We start from the raw sequence: 16930 nt of genomic DNA, 5'->3' as shown, positions 1-16930 counted from the left end.
TAGGGAAAGCGTTATCGCTTCGTTTGTGTATCGGGGGCCGTGTGTGTTGGGGCTAACCAAAAAAAATTTTAAAATTTTCCTAAAACCAAAAAATTTGAATTTTTATAATTTTATAAGGTAAAACTTTGTTTTATTATATTTTCTGTTTTTTTAATTTTGTTATTGTTATTTTTTTTTTTTTTGTTTTTTTTTGGGCCAATTTTTTGGTGCCCGATAAAAAAACGAAGGTGTACCTTTTGCCCTATCCCAAAATTTGATCGATTGTAATATTAATATCTGGAAAAGCTTGGATTGCTAAATTTTGACCCCGCTGAAACTTCTGAATACTCTGGTAACCTGTAGGCGTTGGGTTGCGATAAACTTCAACGCATTGAGCGTTAATATCTACTAGCCAAACTTCAACAATACTTTGTTCGGCATAAAGAGGAATTTTTACTTCTCGGTCAGTTTCAACCGTTGAATCTGCTACTTCTACTAATAAAAAAATATCCTGGGGTTGAGGATGTCCTGCCTCATAAAAGTCTGGACGGGGATGAAGCAGTGCTATATCTGGTTGTGGCTCAGAATTATCATCTAATTCAACTGGGTTTTGGGGAGAAAGTATTGCGCGATCGCCAAGAAGTTGAGTAAACAATCTGACCAATCTATTTACACCAGCAGCATGTCTTCTACCAATCGGCGTCATCTCAATAATCTCTCCTCGGATTAGTTCTACTCGCTCACCTTCAGCGATGATACCTGACTCTACCATTTTCTGGTATTGCTCAACTGTAAACTTCCGTCTAAGTAACTGCACAGACATCTCTACCTCCAATGGTTACCTAATTTTTTTAGAGGTTTATTCACTTATTCTTCAACTAATTCAAAATTGACCCGCGCATAAATCTCGCGAAAACCGATTTGAAACTCAATAGAATCGAGTACTAACACTGCATCCTCTCCTTCATACTCCTTAAAAATCCATTCACCTGGCGATCGCTTAGCATATTGTTCGACGGAAAAACTATACTGGTCAATTAAAATATATTCCTGAAATTCCGGAATTGAGCGGTAATATTTAAACTTATCTGTTTTGTCATAATCTTTAGTTTATTTTGATAATACTTCAACAATCAAACAGGGATTGTTAATCGTTGTTGTATTAGTACCCTCATAGACAGGTTCGCCTTTGACGACCATTACATCAGGGTAAGTATGGATGCGATATTTGGGTATCCATAACCGCACATCACCTATGAAGATGTCATATTTTTGCCCTTGCACTGTAAAGGGGAATTTTCTACAAAAATCAAGCGCAATTTTATTGTGGTTCGTCGTTCCACCTGTCATGGGTATAATTTCTCCATCTCGGTATTCACTTTTGTATTCAGCCTTTTCTTCCAACTCCAGATATTCTTCGGGAGTGTAGTAACGCTTTTCTGTTTGGACTACCATATGGCTCCCCTAACTGAATAGACTCCTTCTATTTTATTTTATCACTTCTAACACTGCTTTAGGTAAAAGCTTATCTTTAAACCATACAATTCTTGCTGGCGTATCCCCTACCTTGACGCCAGCTTTTTCTAAATTTAATCGTTCAGAAATAGCCAAAATCAAATTATCGCAACCAGCGCGACGAACTTGGGAGAATTTCTTTTGCAAATATTCCGGACGCCAGTAACCGATTATTTCCAATAAAAACGACCTGCCATCGGGATGAACTAAGCGAAAATCCGGAATCATCACGCTACCAGGAATGGGAATTAAATCGACTTCTCTTTCTAATCTCCAATCAGTTTTAAGCGAATCCCACCTATCTGCAAACGAAGCTTCAATCATGCTGTCATAAGGCTTACCCGGTGGATAATGAGACACTAAACCGCAATTAGAATCGAGACTAAACCGTCCAATCTTTTCCTTGTTAGTGTAAAAATCGCGGATTTGTAGAGTGGCGTGAAGACTCCATTTTGTCACGTGTAATAAAGCGGGGAGAAGTTTAGCTATAGCCAACCCATACCTCGTACTAGGTTTAAACAAACTCGTCGGGCCATCAATCGCAATTGTAAACCCGTGGTCGGCATCGCCTTCAATATATGCCATCAATTGAAACAACTTAAGATAGCGAAACAAAAGCTTATATTCACCCGGAACATTGCGATGAGCATTAAGCGTAATTTGACTGGCACGATAAAAAATTCCCTGCACTTGGGAGAGATTATAACGATGCAACAAATCTTCAGGCGAAGCCGTTTCAAATTGTGTTAAAATACGATTTTCTTGTAAATCCGCATATAAACCAGTTTTAATGTCTTGAAGCAGAACTTCCCGCTTGAGTTCTTGACTCAATTGCTCTGCCAAATTGCTCAGTATTCTTTGAGACGCCAACGGATTAGGAACCGATTTAGCCGATAGAGCAAACACGCGCTGACGCAACTCCTGAGGTTCCAGGGGACTAACAACTTCAAAAGTACAAAAACCACCCTTCAAAAGATGAGCCAATCCCCGCTTTAAGCGATAGTCTGGACTATCGCCTTCCAACTCTAAAAGCTGACTGTCTAGTTCCCCTTGAGTTTTACCAACCGCCTCTTGAAAACAAGTAATTAAATCCTTAGCTATTTCCAAATTCCGGTCATCAATATTCAGTCGCTTAGGAACGATTGACTCTCCATTTTGACGGTGTATTAATAAATCACTGGGTAACATCGTAATTTTAGATTTCAGATTTTAGATTGTGGGATACAGCCGACTAATATTCGTTCTCAGACTCATCCTGGGAACTAGAAGCGGGAGGTTCCGCCTCGCTGGAATCTTCAGAGACATTGTATCCCCCTGAAGACTTCGACTCAGCAGCCTTATAACCACTTTGCTTACCAACTCCATAAATCGGTTCAGACGGCACAATCTCCAACTGCCGATATCTCTGATTTTCCTCTTCTCTGCGTTCTCTGCGTCTCTGCGGTTCATTTTTTTCCACCCCTCGACGCCGCTGCGAAGTTCCCTCCTCACTCGTATCTTCTGTCACCACTTCATACAAAATTGCTCGCTTATTCTTATCCTGACTTTTACGCAAAATTCGCCCCAATCTTTGAATGTATTCCCGCGGCGAACCAGTCCCCGATAAAATAATTGCAATACTCGCCGCCGGAACATCCACCCCCTCATTTAAAACGTGAGAAGCAACCAAAGTATTGTATTCCCCCTCCCGAAACTTGGTTAAAATTTCGTGGCGTTCCTTCACAGGCGTTTGATGAGTAATCCCTGGAATTAATAACTCTTGAGAAATGCGATAAACCGTCGCATTATCCGTCGTAAATATTAACATCCGTTCCGGATAATGTTCCGCCAACAAATCGGCGAGGACGCGCATTTTGCCATCAGTACCCACAGCAATCTCTCGTGCTTCTCGATGCGCTAACATTGCTCGCCTTCCAGCAGGAGATCTAGCACTGACCATGACAAATCTGCGCCACCCATCGAGACTTCCCAATTTAATCTTTTCTGACTTGAGAAAATCATTGCGAATTTCGATGAGTTTGTTGTAGCGATCGCGCTCAATCTGCGATAGCTTAACCTTAATCGGAATAATCTCGTGAGTCGCCAGCGCCTGACCCGCCAATTCTTCAGCCTTCTTGCGATAAACCTCAACGCCGATTAACCTATTAAGGTCAGAATGCTTACCATCAGAGCGTTCTGGAGTGGCGGAGAGTCCGAGACGATAGGGAGCGATCGCATACTCGGCAATCGCGCGATAAAATTCGGTTGGTAGATGGTGACACTCATCAAAAATTAACAGCGCATAGCGATTTCCCAACGTTTCTGCATGAATTGCCGCACTATCATAAGTAGCAACAAGAATAGAAGTTTTATCCCGCGCACCTCCTCCCAATAACCCAATTTCCGCATCAGGAAACGCCGCCAATAAATGAGCATACCACTGATGCATTAAATCCAAAGTTGGCACCACAATTAAACTACTGCGCGGCGTTGCTTGCAGCGCCAATTGTGCCAAATAAGTTTTACCCGCCGCAGTGGGAAGAACTACTACCCCTTTCCTCCCCGCCAACTTCCAAGCAGCTAACGCCTCGCTTTGATGCGGGTAGGGTTCCATTTCCAAACTAGGGACGAGTTTAAGCGGTTCAAATTCCTTTGCTTCATCGATAAAATTAATCTCTTCCGCTTGCATTGCTTCCACCAAAGGACGATAGTAGATAGCGGGAATGCGGAATTTTTCCACCCTGTCATCCCAAGTGGCGAATTCCACCCAGCTTTTGCCTCGTGGCGGTGGGTGGAGAATTAAAGTACCTCGGTCAAAAGTTAATGTAGGAGTACGCGGCATTAGTTTATTAAATCATCTATTGTACCAGCGGCAAAACTGTAATTAATGCCGCAAAGCGGTTGAAATCATCAACATTATTAGTCAGCAATCGGCTAATTCCGTAAACTAGCATCGTTGCCACAATATTCGCGTCGTGTACCTGCCTACCTCCTATAGGAATTTGCTCGATTAGCGTTAACAGCCTTTCCGTCACCTGGGGGTTATCTTCAGCGACGCGAAACTCATTTTGAAAAAATCTTACCCGTGCGATTACAGTTGTAACAGGCTGGGGATTGAAAAATGCTTGCGGACGGGTAAGAGTTCTGATATATTCCCGCAAAATCTGGCGACTAATCCATAAGTCTACCCCAGCCTGATAATAATTTTGAATCGCTTGTAGCGCCGCTGCGTGAAAAGGAGACTCTTGAACATTTGCGTACACCAAGATATTGGTGTCAAGAAATACAGCATCATTAACTCCATTAGTCATACATATCCTCACGTTTCAGGGACAGGTCAGCAGGCCAAGAACCGTAACTATCCACTGGGAAGTTTAAAGGTGGACGTTCTTTCTTTGTCACCAACTCCGGTGGTGCAGGTTGTTCATCAATGACTAATACTACCTGATGTTCGCCGGGGGGAATATCTGGGGGTAATTGCAGGGTAATTTTGCCATCAGCGGTAACAATAACGGTGGTAGCGATCGCTTTCATAACTTCTCTCCTAAATATCTACCCATTTCAAATATAACCTAAGTTGCTAGTTACCTTTTTCTGGTTGCTAATGGCTAATAGTTAATGGCTGGCTAATGGCTAATAGTATATCTCTAAAATATTTTGACGTTCAATTAGCAATTAGCAATTAGCAATTAGCAATTTTAAACCCATGATAGTTATCACTAGCAACTTGCGTATATAGTAAATTCATGCCTACGCCCAGAATTCATTATGCAACCGGATAACGAAATTGCTGTCGAATTCCGCAATGTAACCTATTGCCTAAATCGCCGTCCTCTGGTAATGAATCTAAACTTTACCATCCAAAAGGGCGAAATTTTGGTATTACTGGGACGCAGCGGTAGCGGCAAAACGACTACCATGAAGCTAATTAATCACCTGCTGACCCCAACTACAGGGAAAGTGCTGGTAGAAGGAATTCCTACAGTTGAATGGAACGCGATTCGACTGCGAAGGCACATTGGTTATGTGATTCAAGAAATTGGTTTATTTCCTCATTTCACCGTTGAGCGTAATGTAGGATTAGTGCCTTCTTTAGAGGGGTGGACCCGCGATCGCATCACCACCCGCGTCTTTGAACTATTGCAACTCGTGGGACTCGATCCGGAACAATTTGCCAAACGGTATCCCCACGAACTATCAGGCGGACAGCGCCAGCGGGTGGGGGTGGCGCGAGCGATCGCCGCCGATCCACCTATACTTTTAATGGACGAACCTTTCGGCGCACTTGACCCAATTACCCGGATTGAAATTCAACGAGAATTCCGCCAATTGCCACAAAAATTGGGAAAAACTGTGATATTTGTTACCCACGATATCCAAGAAGCATTTATCCTCGCCTCTAGAATTGGCCTAATGCAAGCAGGACAATTGGTAACATTAGGAACGCCATCGGAGTTTATGCGATCGCCAGAACCAGAAGTCCGCGCCTTTATGCAATGTCTTCAACCTTGGCAATGATACAAAGGAAAATAATAGGCTAATGGCACTTAAAATATTAGCAATTAGCAATTAGCAATTAGCAATTACCAATGACAATTGACTTCCTCCTGCAATATCGCGACGAAATAATACAACTGACCTTAGAACACTTATTTCTAGTCAGCATTTCTACAGGCATTGCCATTTTAGTGGGTATCCCCTTGGGTATTTTAATTACGCGAAAGCCAGAATTTAGCCAACTGGTGTTAGGTTTTGCCAACATCATGCAGACAGTACCGAGTTTGGCATTATTTGGGTTTTTGATTCCCATTAGCGGGATTGGCGAGTGGACGGCAATTATAGCGCTGACTTTGTATGCGTTATTGCCGATTATCCGCAATACTTACACTGGAATTGCCAATGTTGACCCAGCTATCCGGGAAGCAGGACGCGGTATGGGAATGACTTCACAGCAGCTGTTGTGGCAAGTAGAAATCCCTTTAGCCTTCGGTGTCATTTTAGCAGGCATCCGCGTTGCAACCGTCATCGCTATTGGTGTGGCGACTATTTCCGCCGCCATAGGTGCCGGTGGTCTGGGAGAATTTATCTTTAGGGGACTGGCGACGGTCAACGGTCAGTTAATTTTGTTGGGTGCAATTCCAGCTGCAATGATGGCATTAGTGGTAGATTTTACCTTGGGCTTCGTTGAACGGCTGCTAACACCAACTGTGGGAAACAAAACACGATGAAGAAAAGAAGATTTTTGGCGCTGTGTCTGATTTGCTTTAGTTTGATGCTTCCGATCGCCGCCTGCAATAATCGTCCGCAGAACCAAATCGTCATTGGTTCAAAAAACTTTACCGAACAACTGATTTTGGCAGAAATCCTCGCCCAGCATATCGAAGCGAATACAAATCTCAAAGTTGACCGCCGCCTCAACTTAGGCGGTACGTTTGTCTGCCATCAAGCTATTGTTGCTGGCGAAATTGATGCTTATGTCGAGTATACGGGAACGGCTTTTACCGCCATCTTGAAAAAACCGCCTATCTCTAATTCCCAACAAGTTTACCAGGAAGTCAAACAAGCATACGCGCAGCAATTCCAATTAGAGTTAACCGAACCCCTGGGATTTAACAATACCTTTGCCATGCTCATTCGCGGCGAAGATGCGCGGAAAGAAAATATCAAAACTCTCTCCCAAGCGGCAAAGAAAGCTCCTGAATGGAAAGCTGGATTTGGCTACGAATTCATCGAACGGAAAGATGGATTTTCCGGACTCGCAAAAACCTACGGTTTGCGCTTTTCCGAACCCCCCCGCGTCATGGATTTAGGATTAATGTACCGCGCCATAAAAGAAAAGCAAGTAGATTTTGTTGCAGGAAACTCAACCGAAGGATTAATTGAACGTTTGGATTTGGTAATGCTGAAAGATGATAAGCAATACTTTCCGCCCTACGATGCAGTCCCCATCGTGCGTCAACAGACTTTAGAAAAATATCCCCAATTGCGTCAAGCGCTGCAACAACTCGGTGGAACTATTACTGAAAAAGATATGCGAAACTTAAATTACCAAGTTGATGGAGAAGGCAAAGATGTTAAACAGGTAGCGCAACAGTTTCTCAAGTCTAAAGGTTTGGTAAAAAATTAGAGTAAATCTATGAAACATCCTGCAATCAAACCCCTCGCAAAGGGAGGCAGATCCTCCCAGATCTCGTACCCAGGCTCCAGCCTGGGTACGAAAGCAACGAGGCTCCGCCTCGGTTGGCAACTGGTGCAAAATCTGAGTATAAAAACATTTATTTTCGCCCTCTGCATCGCGGGTGGAAGTGTAGTTGCCCAAACACTTTCTTTACCCCAAAACCTAATACCATTCAACTCCCCCGCCGGTGAAAAAATGTTAATTGAAAGCCAATATCGACAAGAATACTAACCTCTCAGTATGCAATTTATCACCCAAAGAAACCAAGCTTTTTGTGGAGTTGCCAGTATGGTGATGGTGCTAAATGCTTTATCCGTTCCCGCACCCGAATCACCGGAATTTGCGCCCGCTCGCTTCTTGACGCAAGAGAACTTTTTTGATAGCGAAAGAACAAGACAAGTCATTACACCTGAAACAGAAAGAGGCGGTCATATTTCGCCTATTGCTGCATATAATGAAGAAAGCGATCGCTTGCTCATCCTAGACGTTTCCCGCTACAAATATCCCCCAGTCTGGGTCAAAACAGAAGAACTCTGGCAAGCAATGGCAACGGTTGATTCAGTTTCGGGTAAAACGCGAGGATTTGTGTTAGTAAGTAGAGAATAGCGTATGGCAATTACCCATTACCTATTACCCAGTACCCATTGCCTATGAGAATCTTGATAGTAGAAGACGATGACCGAATTGCCAAACCATTAGCGGAAGATTTAAAGTATCAGCATCACGTCGTAGATATAGCAGAAGATGGCATCAAGGGATGGGAGTATGCCGAGGCCGCGAGCTATGATATCATTTTGTTAGATTTGATGTTGCCTAAATTAGATGGAATTACCCTGTGCAAGCGTTTGCGCGCCAAAAAAATCAACGCTTTAATATTAATGCTGACAGCGCGAGATACAACGGGTGATAAAGTAATTGGACTTGATGCAGGGGCAGATGATTATTTAGTCAAGCCGTTTGAATTAGAAGAATTATCAGCCAGAATTAGAGCTTTATCTCGCAGAGTTCCAGAAATAAAACCTCCGATTTTAAGCTATGGGGATTTAGAACTCGACCCCAGCACGCACCAGGTGACTTATGGGGGAAAAAACTTGTCATTAACTCCCAAAGAGTATATGATAGTAGAATGCTTCTTAAGAAAGCCAAATCAAGTTATAGCTCGAGCGGAAATTCTCAATAAACTGTGGGAGATTGATAAATTATCTGGGGAAGAAACAGTCAAAACGCACTTGACAAACTTACGGAAAAAGTTAAGAGCAGCCGGAAGTCCCGAAGACTTTATCAAAACAGTATACGGGGTTGGTTACTGTCTGTCGCTCAATTGAGGGAAAATTACGCCAAATTACAGAAAATAGTGTTTCAGAAAACTCAGTATTATTTGCTGTTATCTTACCTCGTAGTATTTGCATCGATTCTCGGAACATTTGCCATTGCAGTGCGGGTGAGCTTCGAGCGCAGTTTAAGCAGACAAATGAATGAAAAATTAATGGCTTTAGCAGAAGGTGCGGCGGTTAATGCCGAGATTAATTTTGGTCATTTAAAAATCAAAAACAAGGTAGAATCAAAAGATTTAATCGTGCGCCATCAAGCCTTGCAGTGGTTTGATGCTAAACGTCGCTTAATCGCGCAACAAGGAGAAACGGTTTTAACTTCGCCGATTTTAACCCATCAAACCGTACAAATGGAAACCGCTGGTAAAGTTCGCATCCAAGGAGTAACTGTACCGCTAATTAGCAGCGATGAAAAAAAATTGGTCGGGTATGTGAGAGCGAGTCAATCTTTAGAAGAATTAGATGCAACGCAAGAGAAATTAGACTGGGGGTTAGGCGGTGGAATTATTGTGGCATTGGTGTTGAGTGGAGTGGGTGGAATTTGGCTGACGAGACAAGCAATGAAGCCAATTGAAGAGAGTTTTCAAAGACTAAAACAGTTTACCGCCGATGCTTCCCACGAACTGCGATCGCCTCTAATGGCTATTAAAAGCAATGCCGCGGTAGCGCTGAAATATCCTGAAGGAATGCGACAGGGGGATCGAGAGAAATTTAGCGCGATCGCATCCGCCACCAATCAAATGTCTCGCCTCACCGAAGACCTACTATTTTTAGCACGCACCGACACAGTTCCCAATCGCAATTGGGAGCGGGTTAAATTAACCGAAATTTTGGAAAACTTGGTGCAATTGCATAAAGCGCAAGCAGAAGCCAAACAAATCGATTTAAAAATTAGTTTCAGTGAAAATTTGTACTTGCAAGGCGATGCAGTTCAACTCGTGCGATTGTTTAGCAATTTAATTGAAAACGCACTTCACTATACGGAATCGGGGGGTGTAGTTGAAATCAAAGCCAAGCGCGTTGGTTCGCAACTTTCTGTCAAAATTGAAGATACGGGTGTGGGAATTGCACCAGAACATCTCGAACGGGTATTTGAGCGGTTTTGGCGTGCGGAAAAATCTCGGTCTTACTGGAATGGGGGATCGGGATTGGGGTTAGCTATTGCTTGTGCGATCGCCCAAAATCACGGCGGTACAATTACCGTCACCAGCGAATTAGGAATTGGCAGTTGTTTCAAAGTCCGCCTCCCAGCAAAGTAGATTCGGTTTCTATTACCAATTACCCATTACCGACGGGGCCAGAAACCCGGTTTCTTCGTCTATCTCTTATTTCCAAACCAACGATTTTTCAGAGAAACCGGGTTTCTTTGCGTAAGTCCTGACCCATTACCAATTACCCATTACCCATTACCAATTACCAATTACTCATTCATATTTCTAAGCGTCGCCACCGCTGAAGGAGAAATCCGACTCAGATAGCGGAATATCCAATACTTAAACACCGTATCTAAAAACACCGGAACCGTTGCAATAAATAGAGATATCGCACTTTTATTTGCCGCAATTCCCAAATGATTCGCCAATCCTTCCAACACAACTTCCCAGCCATGCGGTGAGTGGAATCCCACAAAGACATCGGTAAACAAAATTATAATAAAAGCCTTGGCGCTATCGCTCAAACCATACACAATGTCATCAATAAAAGACTTCAAAGCGATGATGCCTTTTTGGTTCGTCACGATGACAGTAGCAAAAGCACCAATCCCCAGCAAATCTGCAAAAATATTGCCGATTGCGTCGCGACTTTTATGCTGGAATTCTTCAGCAATTTCTTTCGCCTTTTCCCTCACTCGCTCTTCCATTACTTCCGGAGCAATTTGAGGACTCCCCTTAATTAAACTATCAAACTTAAGTTCTTCTTCAAAACTTTGCAACTCCCGCAGCGCTTCTTCCTTCATTTCGCTATTGATAAAAATGGGAACTTCACTTTCACCTCGGAAGCGTTCCACCAGCGGACTAACTAAAAATTGTTTGGAAACCTGCTGCGTTAAGACAGGAACAATAATTAAAATGATGACAAACCTCATAGCCGTTTTGGTTTTCCGGCTTGAGTTACGAAACTTTTTAACAACTTCTTCCTCAGACTTCGGGTTTAGTTCGGTTTTAATTCTACTAATCGTTCTCCCGATCGACCTTGGAAATACTCCTGTTTTATCAGAGATGCCATCAACTTTATTGTTTTCTGGATATGACTCATCTTCTGCTAATTTTTGTTCTACGAGTTGCACGGCATTAGAAAATGGCACTAACGCCTTAGAAATACTCTTGTCAAACTCGTACTTAGCTAGCACCTCATCGATGAAAGCTAGCTTTTCTAAAATAACCGGATTGGCGGTGCTAATCACTAAACGACTCGCCTTATATTCGGCAAGCCTTAGCTTGGCATTATTTAAATTTTTGGCAAGCTGATCTTGCCAATAATCGATCACATTTTCACCGTAATCAACTGAATCGGCAGATATCTTATTGCCACCAAAGTGTTCCTCTTCGATCGACTTAATTCTCAATACTGCCTTGTATGCTTGCTCGATCGCTCGCTCTGGTGTTTGCAAAAACCATTGGTAACTAGCGGACAAAGAGCCATTGATTTTATTTTGTGCATCATCGGTGCTTCTATTAGAAAAATAAGCTTTCATGACCAATTTTCAAATCAACCGTAATTTGTTTTTAGGATTTGGCAGGTTATGCCTTGCGTAACGGCGACAAGGCATAACCTTGCCTTTATGTTCAGTGCAATGCAGCCAAAGGATTTGGCACGGGGAATGGCCCTTTTTCCAGGGGGGTAAATTTCGCTACATCGGCATTGTAAGCTAAAATTTCTCCCGTTTCAATCTCGTAAATCCAGGCATGAAGATTGAGTTCGCCACTATGCATTTTAGAACGAATGACTGGATAAGTCTCCAGATTTTCGATCTGAGTCAAAATATTTTGCTCGATCGCGATCTTCAAAAGTTTTTCCGGAGGGTAATCTTTGTAGTTGTCCTTCACCAAGCGGCGGGTAGCCTCTGCATAACACTTCAACCAATCATAAACCAAAGGCATCTCTTCCGAAAGTTTGTTCAGTTGCAACAATCCTTTCATCGCACCGCAGTGGGTATGACCGCAGATAATAATCTCCTTGATACCCAAAGCGTACACGGCATATTCAATCCCAGCGCCTTCACCGCTATTGAGTCCGCCGTAGGGAGGGATGATATTGCCAACATTGCGAATGATGAACAGTTCACCTGGCTGAGTTTGTGTGAGCAAATTCGGGTCAATTCGCGAGTCAGAACAAGTGATGAAGAGTACATCAGGCGCCTGACCGTGAGTTAGTTGCTCAAACAACTCTCGGTGGGTGTTGAAATAGTTGTCATGGAACTCATTCAAACCTTGAATTAAGCGTTTCATTGGCATGGGCGATCGCTCCTCCTTAGCATTAAGGTTGAGTTGGCAAGTTCATACCTACTCCTCAAGTATTCCCAATCCGGAACGATGAATAACACCTTTGCTGCAAAATCTGGAATTTAGAAACCCGGTTTCTCTGAAAAATCGTGGGTTTTGCCGTGAAAAATCGATGAATAAACCGGCTTTCTGACCCGGAAAAATCGTGGGTTTTGCCGTGAAAAATCGACGAGGGAACCGGCTTTCTGAAGTCCTGATATAGTTGCATAACCCAAGATTTTTACCAGAAACAATTGAGGCTGTAGGGGCGGGTTTTATCAACAATACTGTGGAACCATGAAATATCTCGTTAAACCCTCCCTACTAATCCACCTAATGTTCGATCCACTTGGCATCGGAAACCAGACACACACCCCCATATTTTTTGAGAAGGGGTCTGATCGCTTCTACTAATTCATGCTCTTGCTCTTCCGTACAAACACTGAGGACGTACCCGTTGGTGAGTGCTTCGGTTTCAAGATCGTCTAACACTTCGCCTCGGTCACCTTTCCCTGTCACATCTTTGACAATCGTGTAACCAGAAACACCGATCTTTTCTAGAATATCCAGAACTTTTCCCAGTTCTAAAGTATTCGTGATGATTTCAATTTTTTTCACCCGTTCCATGTTGTTAAAACCCGATGGTTTTGATGATGTTGAGATAGAGAGGAATTCCCACGATGATGTTAAAGGGGAAGGTAATTCCTAGTGCAGTGGAAACGTACAAACTGGGATTCGCTTCGGGGACGGTCATTCTCATCGCTGCTGGAACGGCAATATAAGAAGCACTCGCGCACAAAACCGCAAATAACAGCGCATTTCCGATTGACATGCCGATGAGTTTAGCAATTACAATGCCGAGAATTGCATTCGCTACCGGGATAAATACTGCAAAGCTGATTAAGAAAGAACCTGTTTTGCCAACATCTTTCAGTCTTCTAGCAGCAACCATTCCCATGTCTAGCAGGAAGAAAGACAAGAATCCGTAAAACATTTCTTGGGTAAAGAAGTGCAATTTTTCCCAGCCTTTCGCTCCAGTCATAATGCCGATAATGACACTACCAATTAAGAGAAAAACTGACCCATTTAGGAAAGCTTCTCGCAAAACTTCGCCCCAATAAAATTCTTTTTCTTCCTGACTTTTAGCAAACATCCTCACCAGGATAATTCCCACAATAATCGCTGGAGATTCCATCAGTGCCAGCGCGGCGACCATGTGACCGCTGAAGGTAATGTTAAGTTGCTCTAGAAAAGAACTGGCGGTAATAAAGGTGACGGCGCTGATAGAGCCGTAAGTAGCTGCGATCGCTGCCGCATTGTAAGTATCCAATTTTAGCTTTAAAATGAAAAAAGTGTAAATTGGAACTACAGTAGCCATGAAGATAGCTGCCAACAAAGTTAGCGCAATTTCCGGATTAATCCCGCTTTCTTCAATTTCATATCCTCCCTTAAAACCGATGGCAAGGAGAAGATAAAGCGAGAATAGTTTAGGCAAAGGTTGCGGAATTTCCAAATCCGATTTCAGCAGAATTGCCAATATCCCCAGAAAGAAGAAAAGTACTGGCGGATTCAGTATATTGGACAAAATCAGGCTGGTATTCATACTCTCGGTTCCTCCTGACGTTGGTAGATCGGGAATTTGGGCATAGGTTGTTTGCTCGCAAATGCTTTAAAGATCGATAAGCACTATTAACTTTAGGTGACAAAAGTAAAGAAATCGGAAAGATTGACGGGTGTGGGGGCGATCGCTTAAAAAAATCAATGGCTCTGCAAATCAAGAAACCCGGTTTTTTAGAAAAACCGGGTTTCAAAGGCGGTTGGGGTTGTGGCGGCGTATCCGCCTGTCTTAAGAAGCTGGGGCGATTTTCTCTAAAGCAGCAGCAGCACTAGCGCGAACTTGGCTATCTCTGTCTTGCAAAGCTTCCCTCAAAGCAGGAACGGCATCTTTCGCATCTGCACCGATGTTCCCCAAGGCAGCAGCGGCACGCCGACGAACATCCCTATCCGGGTTTCTCAACGCTTCAATCAGTATAGGAACAACGGCTTTCTCTTGTGCGCCCATACTTACTAAGGCAGTGGCAGCACTGATGCGAACTTTGCTTTCATTGTCCTGCAACAGTTCTCTGAGAGACGGAATCGCCACCTTTGCTGGCGCACCTATCTTCGCTAGGGCAACAGCAGCATTGCGACGAACATTGCGGTCTGGATCTTTCAATGCTTCTATCAAAATAGGGAGAACGCTTTGCGTTTCCACACGCATAAATGCCAGGGAAATCGCAGCATAGGCGCGAATGCTGCTGTTTTCATCCTGCAATTGCTGCTTGAGGACGGGAATGGCTGCTTGCGCCTTGGAACCAAAAAACCCCAGTGCCAGGGCAGCAGCCAAGCAAACATCTTTATATTCGTCATGTAACGCCTCTATCAAGACAGGAGGAGCGGTTTCTTCGTTTGCATTGATAACTGCTACAGCAAGAGCGGCATAAGCGCGAACTGTGACCCTCTCATCCTTCTGTTTCAACACATTTATCAAGTCGGGAATGGCAGCTTTCGCTTCCGGCCCTATACTTGCTAAAGCACCGATAACATTTAAGCGAAACAAGCCATCGGAGTCTTGCAAGTATTCAATTAAGGTGGGAACAGCAGCTTTTGCTTCAGCGCCAATTTCAGCCAGGGTAATAATGGCAAGCTGGATAGAGCCAAAATCGATCGCTTGCGACTGAGCTTGCAACTGCGCGATAATTTTCAACTGCGCGATCGCTTCAGGAACAATAGTTGAAGGTTCCGCATTCAGGTTAAACACCATGCGCCAAAACAAGTTTTGAGCCAGATCTTCCAACTCCGAGTCAAGTTTCAACGGTTCAATTAACACAGGAACAATCGCTGACGCTTCGGCACCAACACCTACCAAGGTAGAAGCAGCCATGAGGCGAACAAAGCTTTCTTTGTGCTTCAACATCTCCATCAAGGCGGGAATCGCAGCTTTTGCTACCGTTCCCATTCTCCTCAAGGTAAAAGCGGCAATCTGGCGAACTTTGCTGTCCTCGCTCTTTAATGCTTCAATCAGTCCAGGAACGGCTGTTTCCCCTGCGGCACCCATATTTGCTAAGGCTTCACCAGCGCGGCTGCGAACAAATTCATTGTTCTCTTTCAAAGCTTCAAGCAGGGCGGGAATAGCGGCTTGCGCCGCCGCACCCATTTTTCCCAGCGCTTCTGCTGCTGAAACACGGACTGAGAATTCTTCGTCTTTTAACGCCTCAATTAAAGCTGGAACGGCAGCTTGGGCTTCAATCCCGATCTTTCCTAAAGCATCAGCAACATCGGCGCGAATGAAGCTTTCTTTGTGCTTCAGGGCCTCAATCAGGGCGGGGACGGCAGCTTTTGCTTCTGCACCCATGTTTGTTAAGGCATTGATCGCACCGGCACGAATATCGTAATTATTGTTCTGCAATGCCTCGACTAAAATCGGAACGAAAGCTTCTGCTGTGACACCCAGTTTCACGAGGGCAAAAGTAGCTTTGGCGCGAAGCTCGATATTCTCTTCCTTCAAAGCCTCCATCAAAACGGGAATGGCGGCTTTGGCTTCTGCACCAATGCTTCCTAAAGTATCAGCAGCATCGCCGCGAATATTGGCGCTGTTTTTGTGGTTGAAAATCTCAACGATTGCGGGAACGGCAGCTTTCGCTTCCTCACCCATCATTCTGAGGGCTTGAAGGGCACCGCGTCGGCCCCCACTCTCGTCCCGCAAAGCCTGAATTAGGGCGGGAATGGCGGCTTTCACGGCGGGGCGGGTTTCTGGTGGCACAGCGATTTCCCCCAAGGCATCAGCAGCACGGATGCGAACTAGCTCATCCTTGTCCTGCAATGCCGGAATTAATGCAGCAACGACGGTTTGAGCTTCTTCTATATCGAGATTCTTTAGCTCTGCGATTACGTAAACGGCACTGCGGCGAACGATCGCATCCTCGTCTTTTAACGCCTGAAGCAGGGTGGAAAAGGCGGCTAGAGGAATCCGATCTTTGGGTAGCCCGAAGAACCCTAACAATATTCCATAGTCGTGGATCGCAGAAGCGACACCTGTGCGGACTCGTCTATCCTCATGCTGCAACGCCCCAATTAAAGGGGGAAGGGCTGATATGCTTTGTACTAAACCTGCTAAAGCTGCGATCGCATTCTCTCGGTTCTGTGGATTATCATCTTTTAATTTCTCAATTTGGCGGGCAATCTCCGCTTCATCCACTACCTGATTTGTGACATTACTGCTTGTAAATAAAGGTTCGGAGGCACGCCAACAACGCTTTTGTTTCTCGCCATTAGTATAAGCTTGCCCCCAACTGTTGCCCGTCAAAATCAGAGGTGATAAAAGGTTGGCAAAAACCACTGCTTGCAGCGCAGCCAGCGAGGCGAGGCGAATCCCTGCCCAGAACCTTTTTCTGATGTAGGTGACCACAGGTCTATATCTGAGGACG

18 protein-coding genes are annotated in these 16930 nt (G+C 44.2%); 7 read left to right on the top strand and 11 right to left on the bottom strand.

The features are described 5' to 3' along the window. Positions 1-241: 241 nt before the first annotated feature. The 6 genes from ACE1CM_RS31085 to ACE1CM_RS31060 form a co-directional block, all read right to left on the bottom strand. Positions 242-802: a Uma2 family endonuclease gene (locus tag ACE1CM_RS31085; protein ID WP_374882727.1), complete on the bottom strand. Its 561-nt coding sequence runs from the start codon at positions 800-802 to the stop codon at positions 242-244. 287 nt (positions 803-1089) lie between these two features. Then, the gene (locus ACE1CM_RS31080) at positions 1090-1434 is read right to left on the bottom strand and encodes a Uma2 family endonuclease (RefSeq protein WP_374882726.1); all 345 of its coding nucleotides are present in this window, start codon (positions 1432-1434) and stop codon (positions 1090-1092) included. Between the two features lie 33 nt (positions 1435-1467). Further along, positions 1468-2682 (bottom strand): DUF790 family protein, encoded by a 1215-nt coding sequence (locus tag ACE1CM_RS31075; protein WP_374882725.1) that lies wholly within the window; start codon positions 2680-2682, stop codon positions 1468-1470. 43 nt (positions 2683-2725) lie between these two features. Next, positions 2726-4315, bottom strand: coding sequence for a DEAD/DEAH box helicase (locus ACE1CM_RS31070; protein ID WP_374882724.1), 1590 nt, complete (start codon positions 4313-4315; stop codon positions 2726-2728). A 16-nt stretch (positions 4316-4331) separates the two neighbouring features. Continuing rightward, positions 4332-4784 carry a type II toxin-antitoxin system VapC family toxin gene (locus ACE1CM_RS31065; RefSeq protein ID WP_374882723.1) on the bottom strand — a complete coding sequence of 151 codons (453 nt, stop codon included), beginning with the start codon at positions 4782-4784 and terminating at the stop codon, positions 4332-4334. After that, positions 4777-5007 carry a hypothetical protein gene (locus tag ACE1CM_RS31060; RefSeq protein WP_374882722.1) on the bottom strand — a complete coding sequence of 77 codons (231 nt, stop codon included), beginning with the start codon at positions 5005-5007 and terminating at the stop codon, positions 4777-4779. Before ACE1CM_RS31060 ends, ACE1CM_RS31065 begins: the two co-directional genes overlap by 8 nt. Positions 5008-5241: 234 nt before the next feature. Between ACE1CM_RS31060 and ACE1CM_RS31055 the strand changes: the two genes are divergently transcribed. From ACE1CM_RS31055 to ACE1CM_RS31025, 7 genes are all read left to right on the top strand, one after another. Next, positions 5242-5991, top strand: a complete 750-nt coding sequence (locus ACE1CM_RS31055) for an ATP-binding cassette domain-containing protein (protein ID WP_374882721.1) — start codon at positions 5242-5244, stop codon at positions 5989-5991. A 71-nt stretch (positions 5992-6062) separates the two neighbouring features. Further along, positions 6063-6701: an ABC transporter permease gene (locus ACE1CM_RS31050; RefSeq protein ID WP_374882720.1), complete on the top strand. Its 639-nt coding sequence runs from the start codon at positions 6063-6065 to the stop codon at positions 6699-6701. Further along, entirely contained in the window at positions 6698-7600 is a 903-nt protein-coding gene (locus tag ACE1CM_RS31045) for a glycine betaine ABC transporter substrate-binding protein (protein ID WP_374882719.1), read from the top strand. The genes ACE1CM_RS31050 and ACE1CM_RS31045 overlap by 4 nt, the downstream gene beginning before the upstream one ends. Positions 7601-7609: 9 nt before the next feature. Continuing rightward, positions 7610-7882 carry a hypothetical protein gene (locus ACE1CM_RS31040; protein ID WP_374882718.1) on the top strand — a complete coding sequence of 91 codons (273 nt, stop codon included), beginning with the start codon at positions 7610-7612 and terminating at the stop codon, positions 7880-7882. A 9-nt stretch (positions 7883-7891) separates the two neighbouring features. Further along, positions 7892-8257, top strand: a complete 366-nt coding sequence (locus ACE1CM_RS31035) for a phytochelatin synthase family protein (protein ID WP_374882717.1) — start codon at positions 7892-7894, stop codon at positions 8255-8257. 44 nt (positions 8258-8301) lie between these two features. Further along, positions 8302-8976: a response regulator transcription factor gene (locus ACE1CM_RS31030; RefSeq protein WP_374882716.1), complete on the top strand. Its 675-nt coding sequence runs from the start codon at positions 8302-8304 to the stop codon at positions 8974-8976. Positions 8977-9005: 29 nt separating this feature from the next. Continuing rightward, the gene (locus tag ACE1CM_RS31025) at positions 9006-10241 is read left to right on the top strand and encodes an ATP-binding protein (RefSeq protein WP_374882715.1); all 1236 of its coding nucleotides are present in this window, start codon (positions 9006-9008) and stop codon (positions 10239-10241) included. A gap of 161 nt (positions 10242-10402) precedes the next feature. Here the strand turns inward: ACE1CM_RS31025 and ACE1CM_RS31020 are convergent, their stop codons facing one another. The 5 genes from ACE1CM_RS31020 to ACE1CM_RS31000 all read right to left on the bottom strand — a co-directional run bounded on the left by ACE1CM_RS31020 (position 10403) and on the right by ACE1CM_RS31000 (position 16911). Further along, the gene (locus ACE1CM_RS31020; protein ID WP_374882714.1) at positions 10403-11677 is read right to left on the bottom strand and encodes a proton extrusion protein PcxA; all 1275 of its coding nucleotides are present in this window, start codon (positions 11675-11677) and stop codon (positions 10403-10405) included. 91 nt (positions 11678-11768) lie between these two features. Beyond that, a complete protein-coding gene (locus ACE1CM_RS31015) occupies positions 11769-12437 on the bottom strand; it encodes a carbonic anhydrase (protein WP_374882713.1) in 669 nt (222 codons plus the stop codon). 360 nt (positions 12438-12797) lie between these two features. Then, positions 12798-13091 carry a P-II family nitrogen regulator gene (locus tag ACE1CM_RS31010; protein ID WP_374882711.1) on the bottom strand — a complete coding sequence of 98 codons (294 nt, stop codon included), beginning with the start codon at positions 13089-13091 and terminating at the stop codon, positions 12798-12800. A 4-nt stretch (positions 13092-13095) separates the two neighbouring features. Then, the gene (locus tag ACE1CM_RS31005; protein ID WP_374882710.1) at positions 13096-14067 is read right to left on the bottom strand and encodes a sodium-dependent bicarbonate transport family permease; all 972 of its coding nucleotides are present in this window, start codon (positions 14065-14067) and stop codon (positions 13096-13098) included. 243 nt (positions 14068-14310) lie between these two features. Beyond that, entirely contained in the window at positions 14311-16911 is a 2601-nt protein-coding gene (locus ACE1CM_RS31000) for a HEAT repeat domain-containing protein (protein ID WP_374882709.1), read from the bottom strand. Positions 16912-16930: the final 19 nt, after the last annotated feature.

This window comes from Microseira sp. BLCC-F43 (assembly GCF_041929235.1).
In the GTDB taxonomy this organism is placed as follows: Bacteria; Cyanobacteriota; Cyanobacteriia; order Cyanobacteriales; family Aerosakkonemataceae; genus Microseira.
The sequence above is the reverse complement of the archived record's forward strand: the minus strand, read 5'-3'. Positions and strand labels throughout refer to the sequence as shown.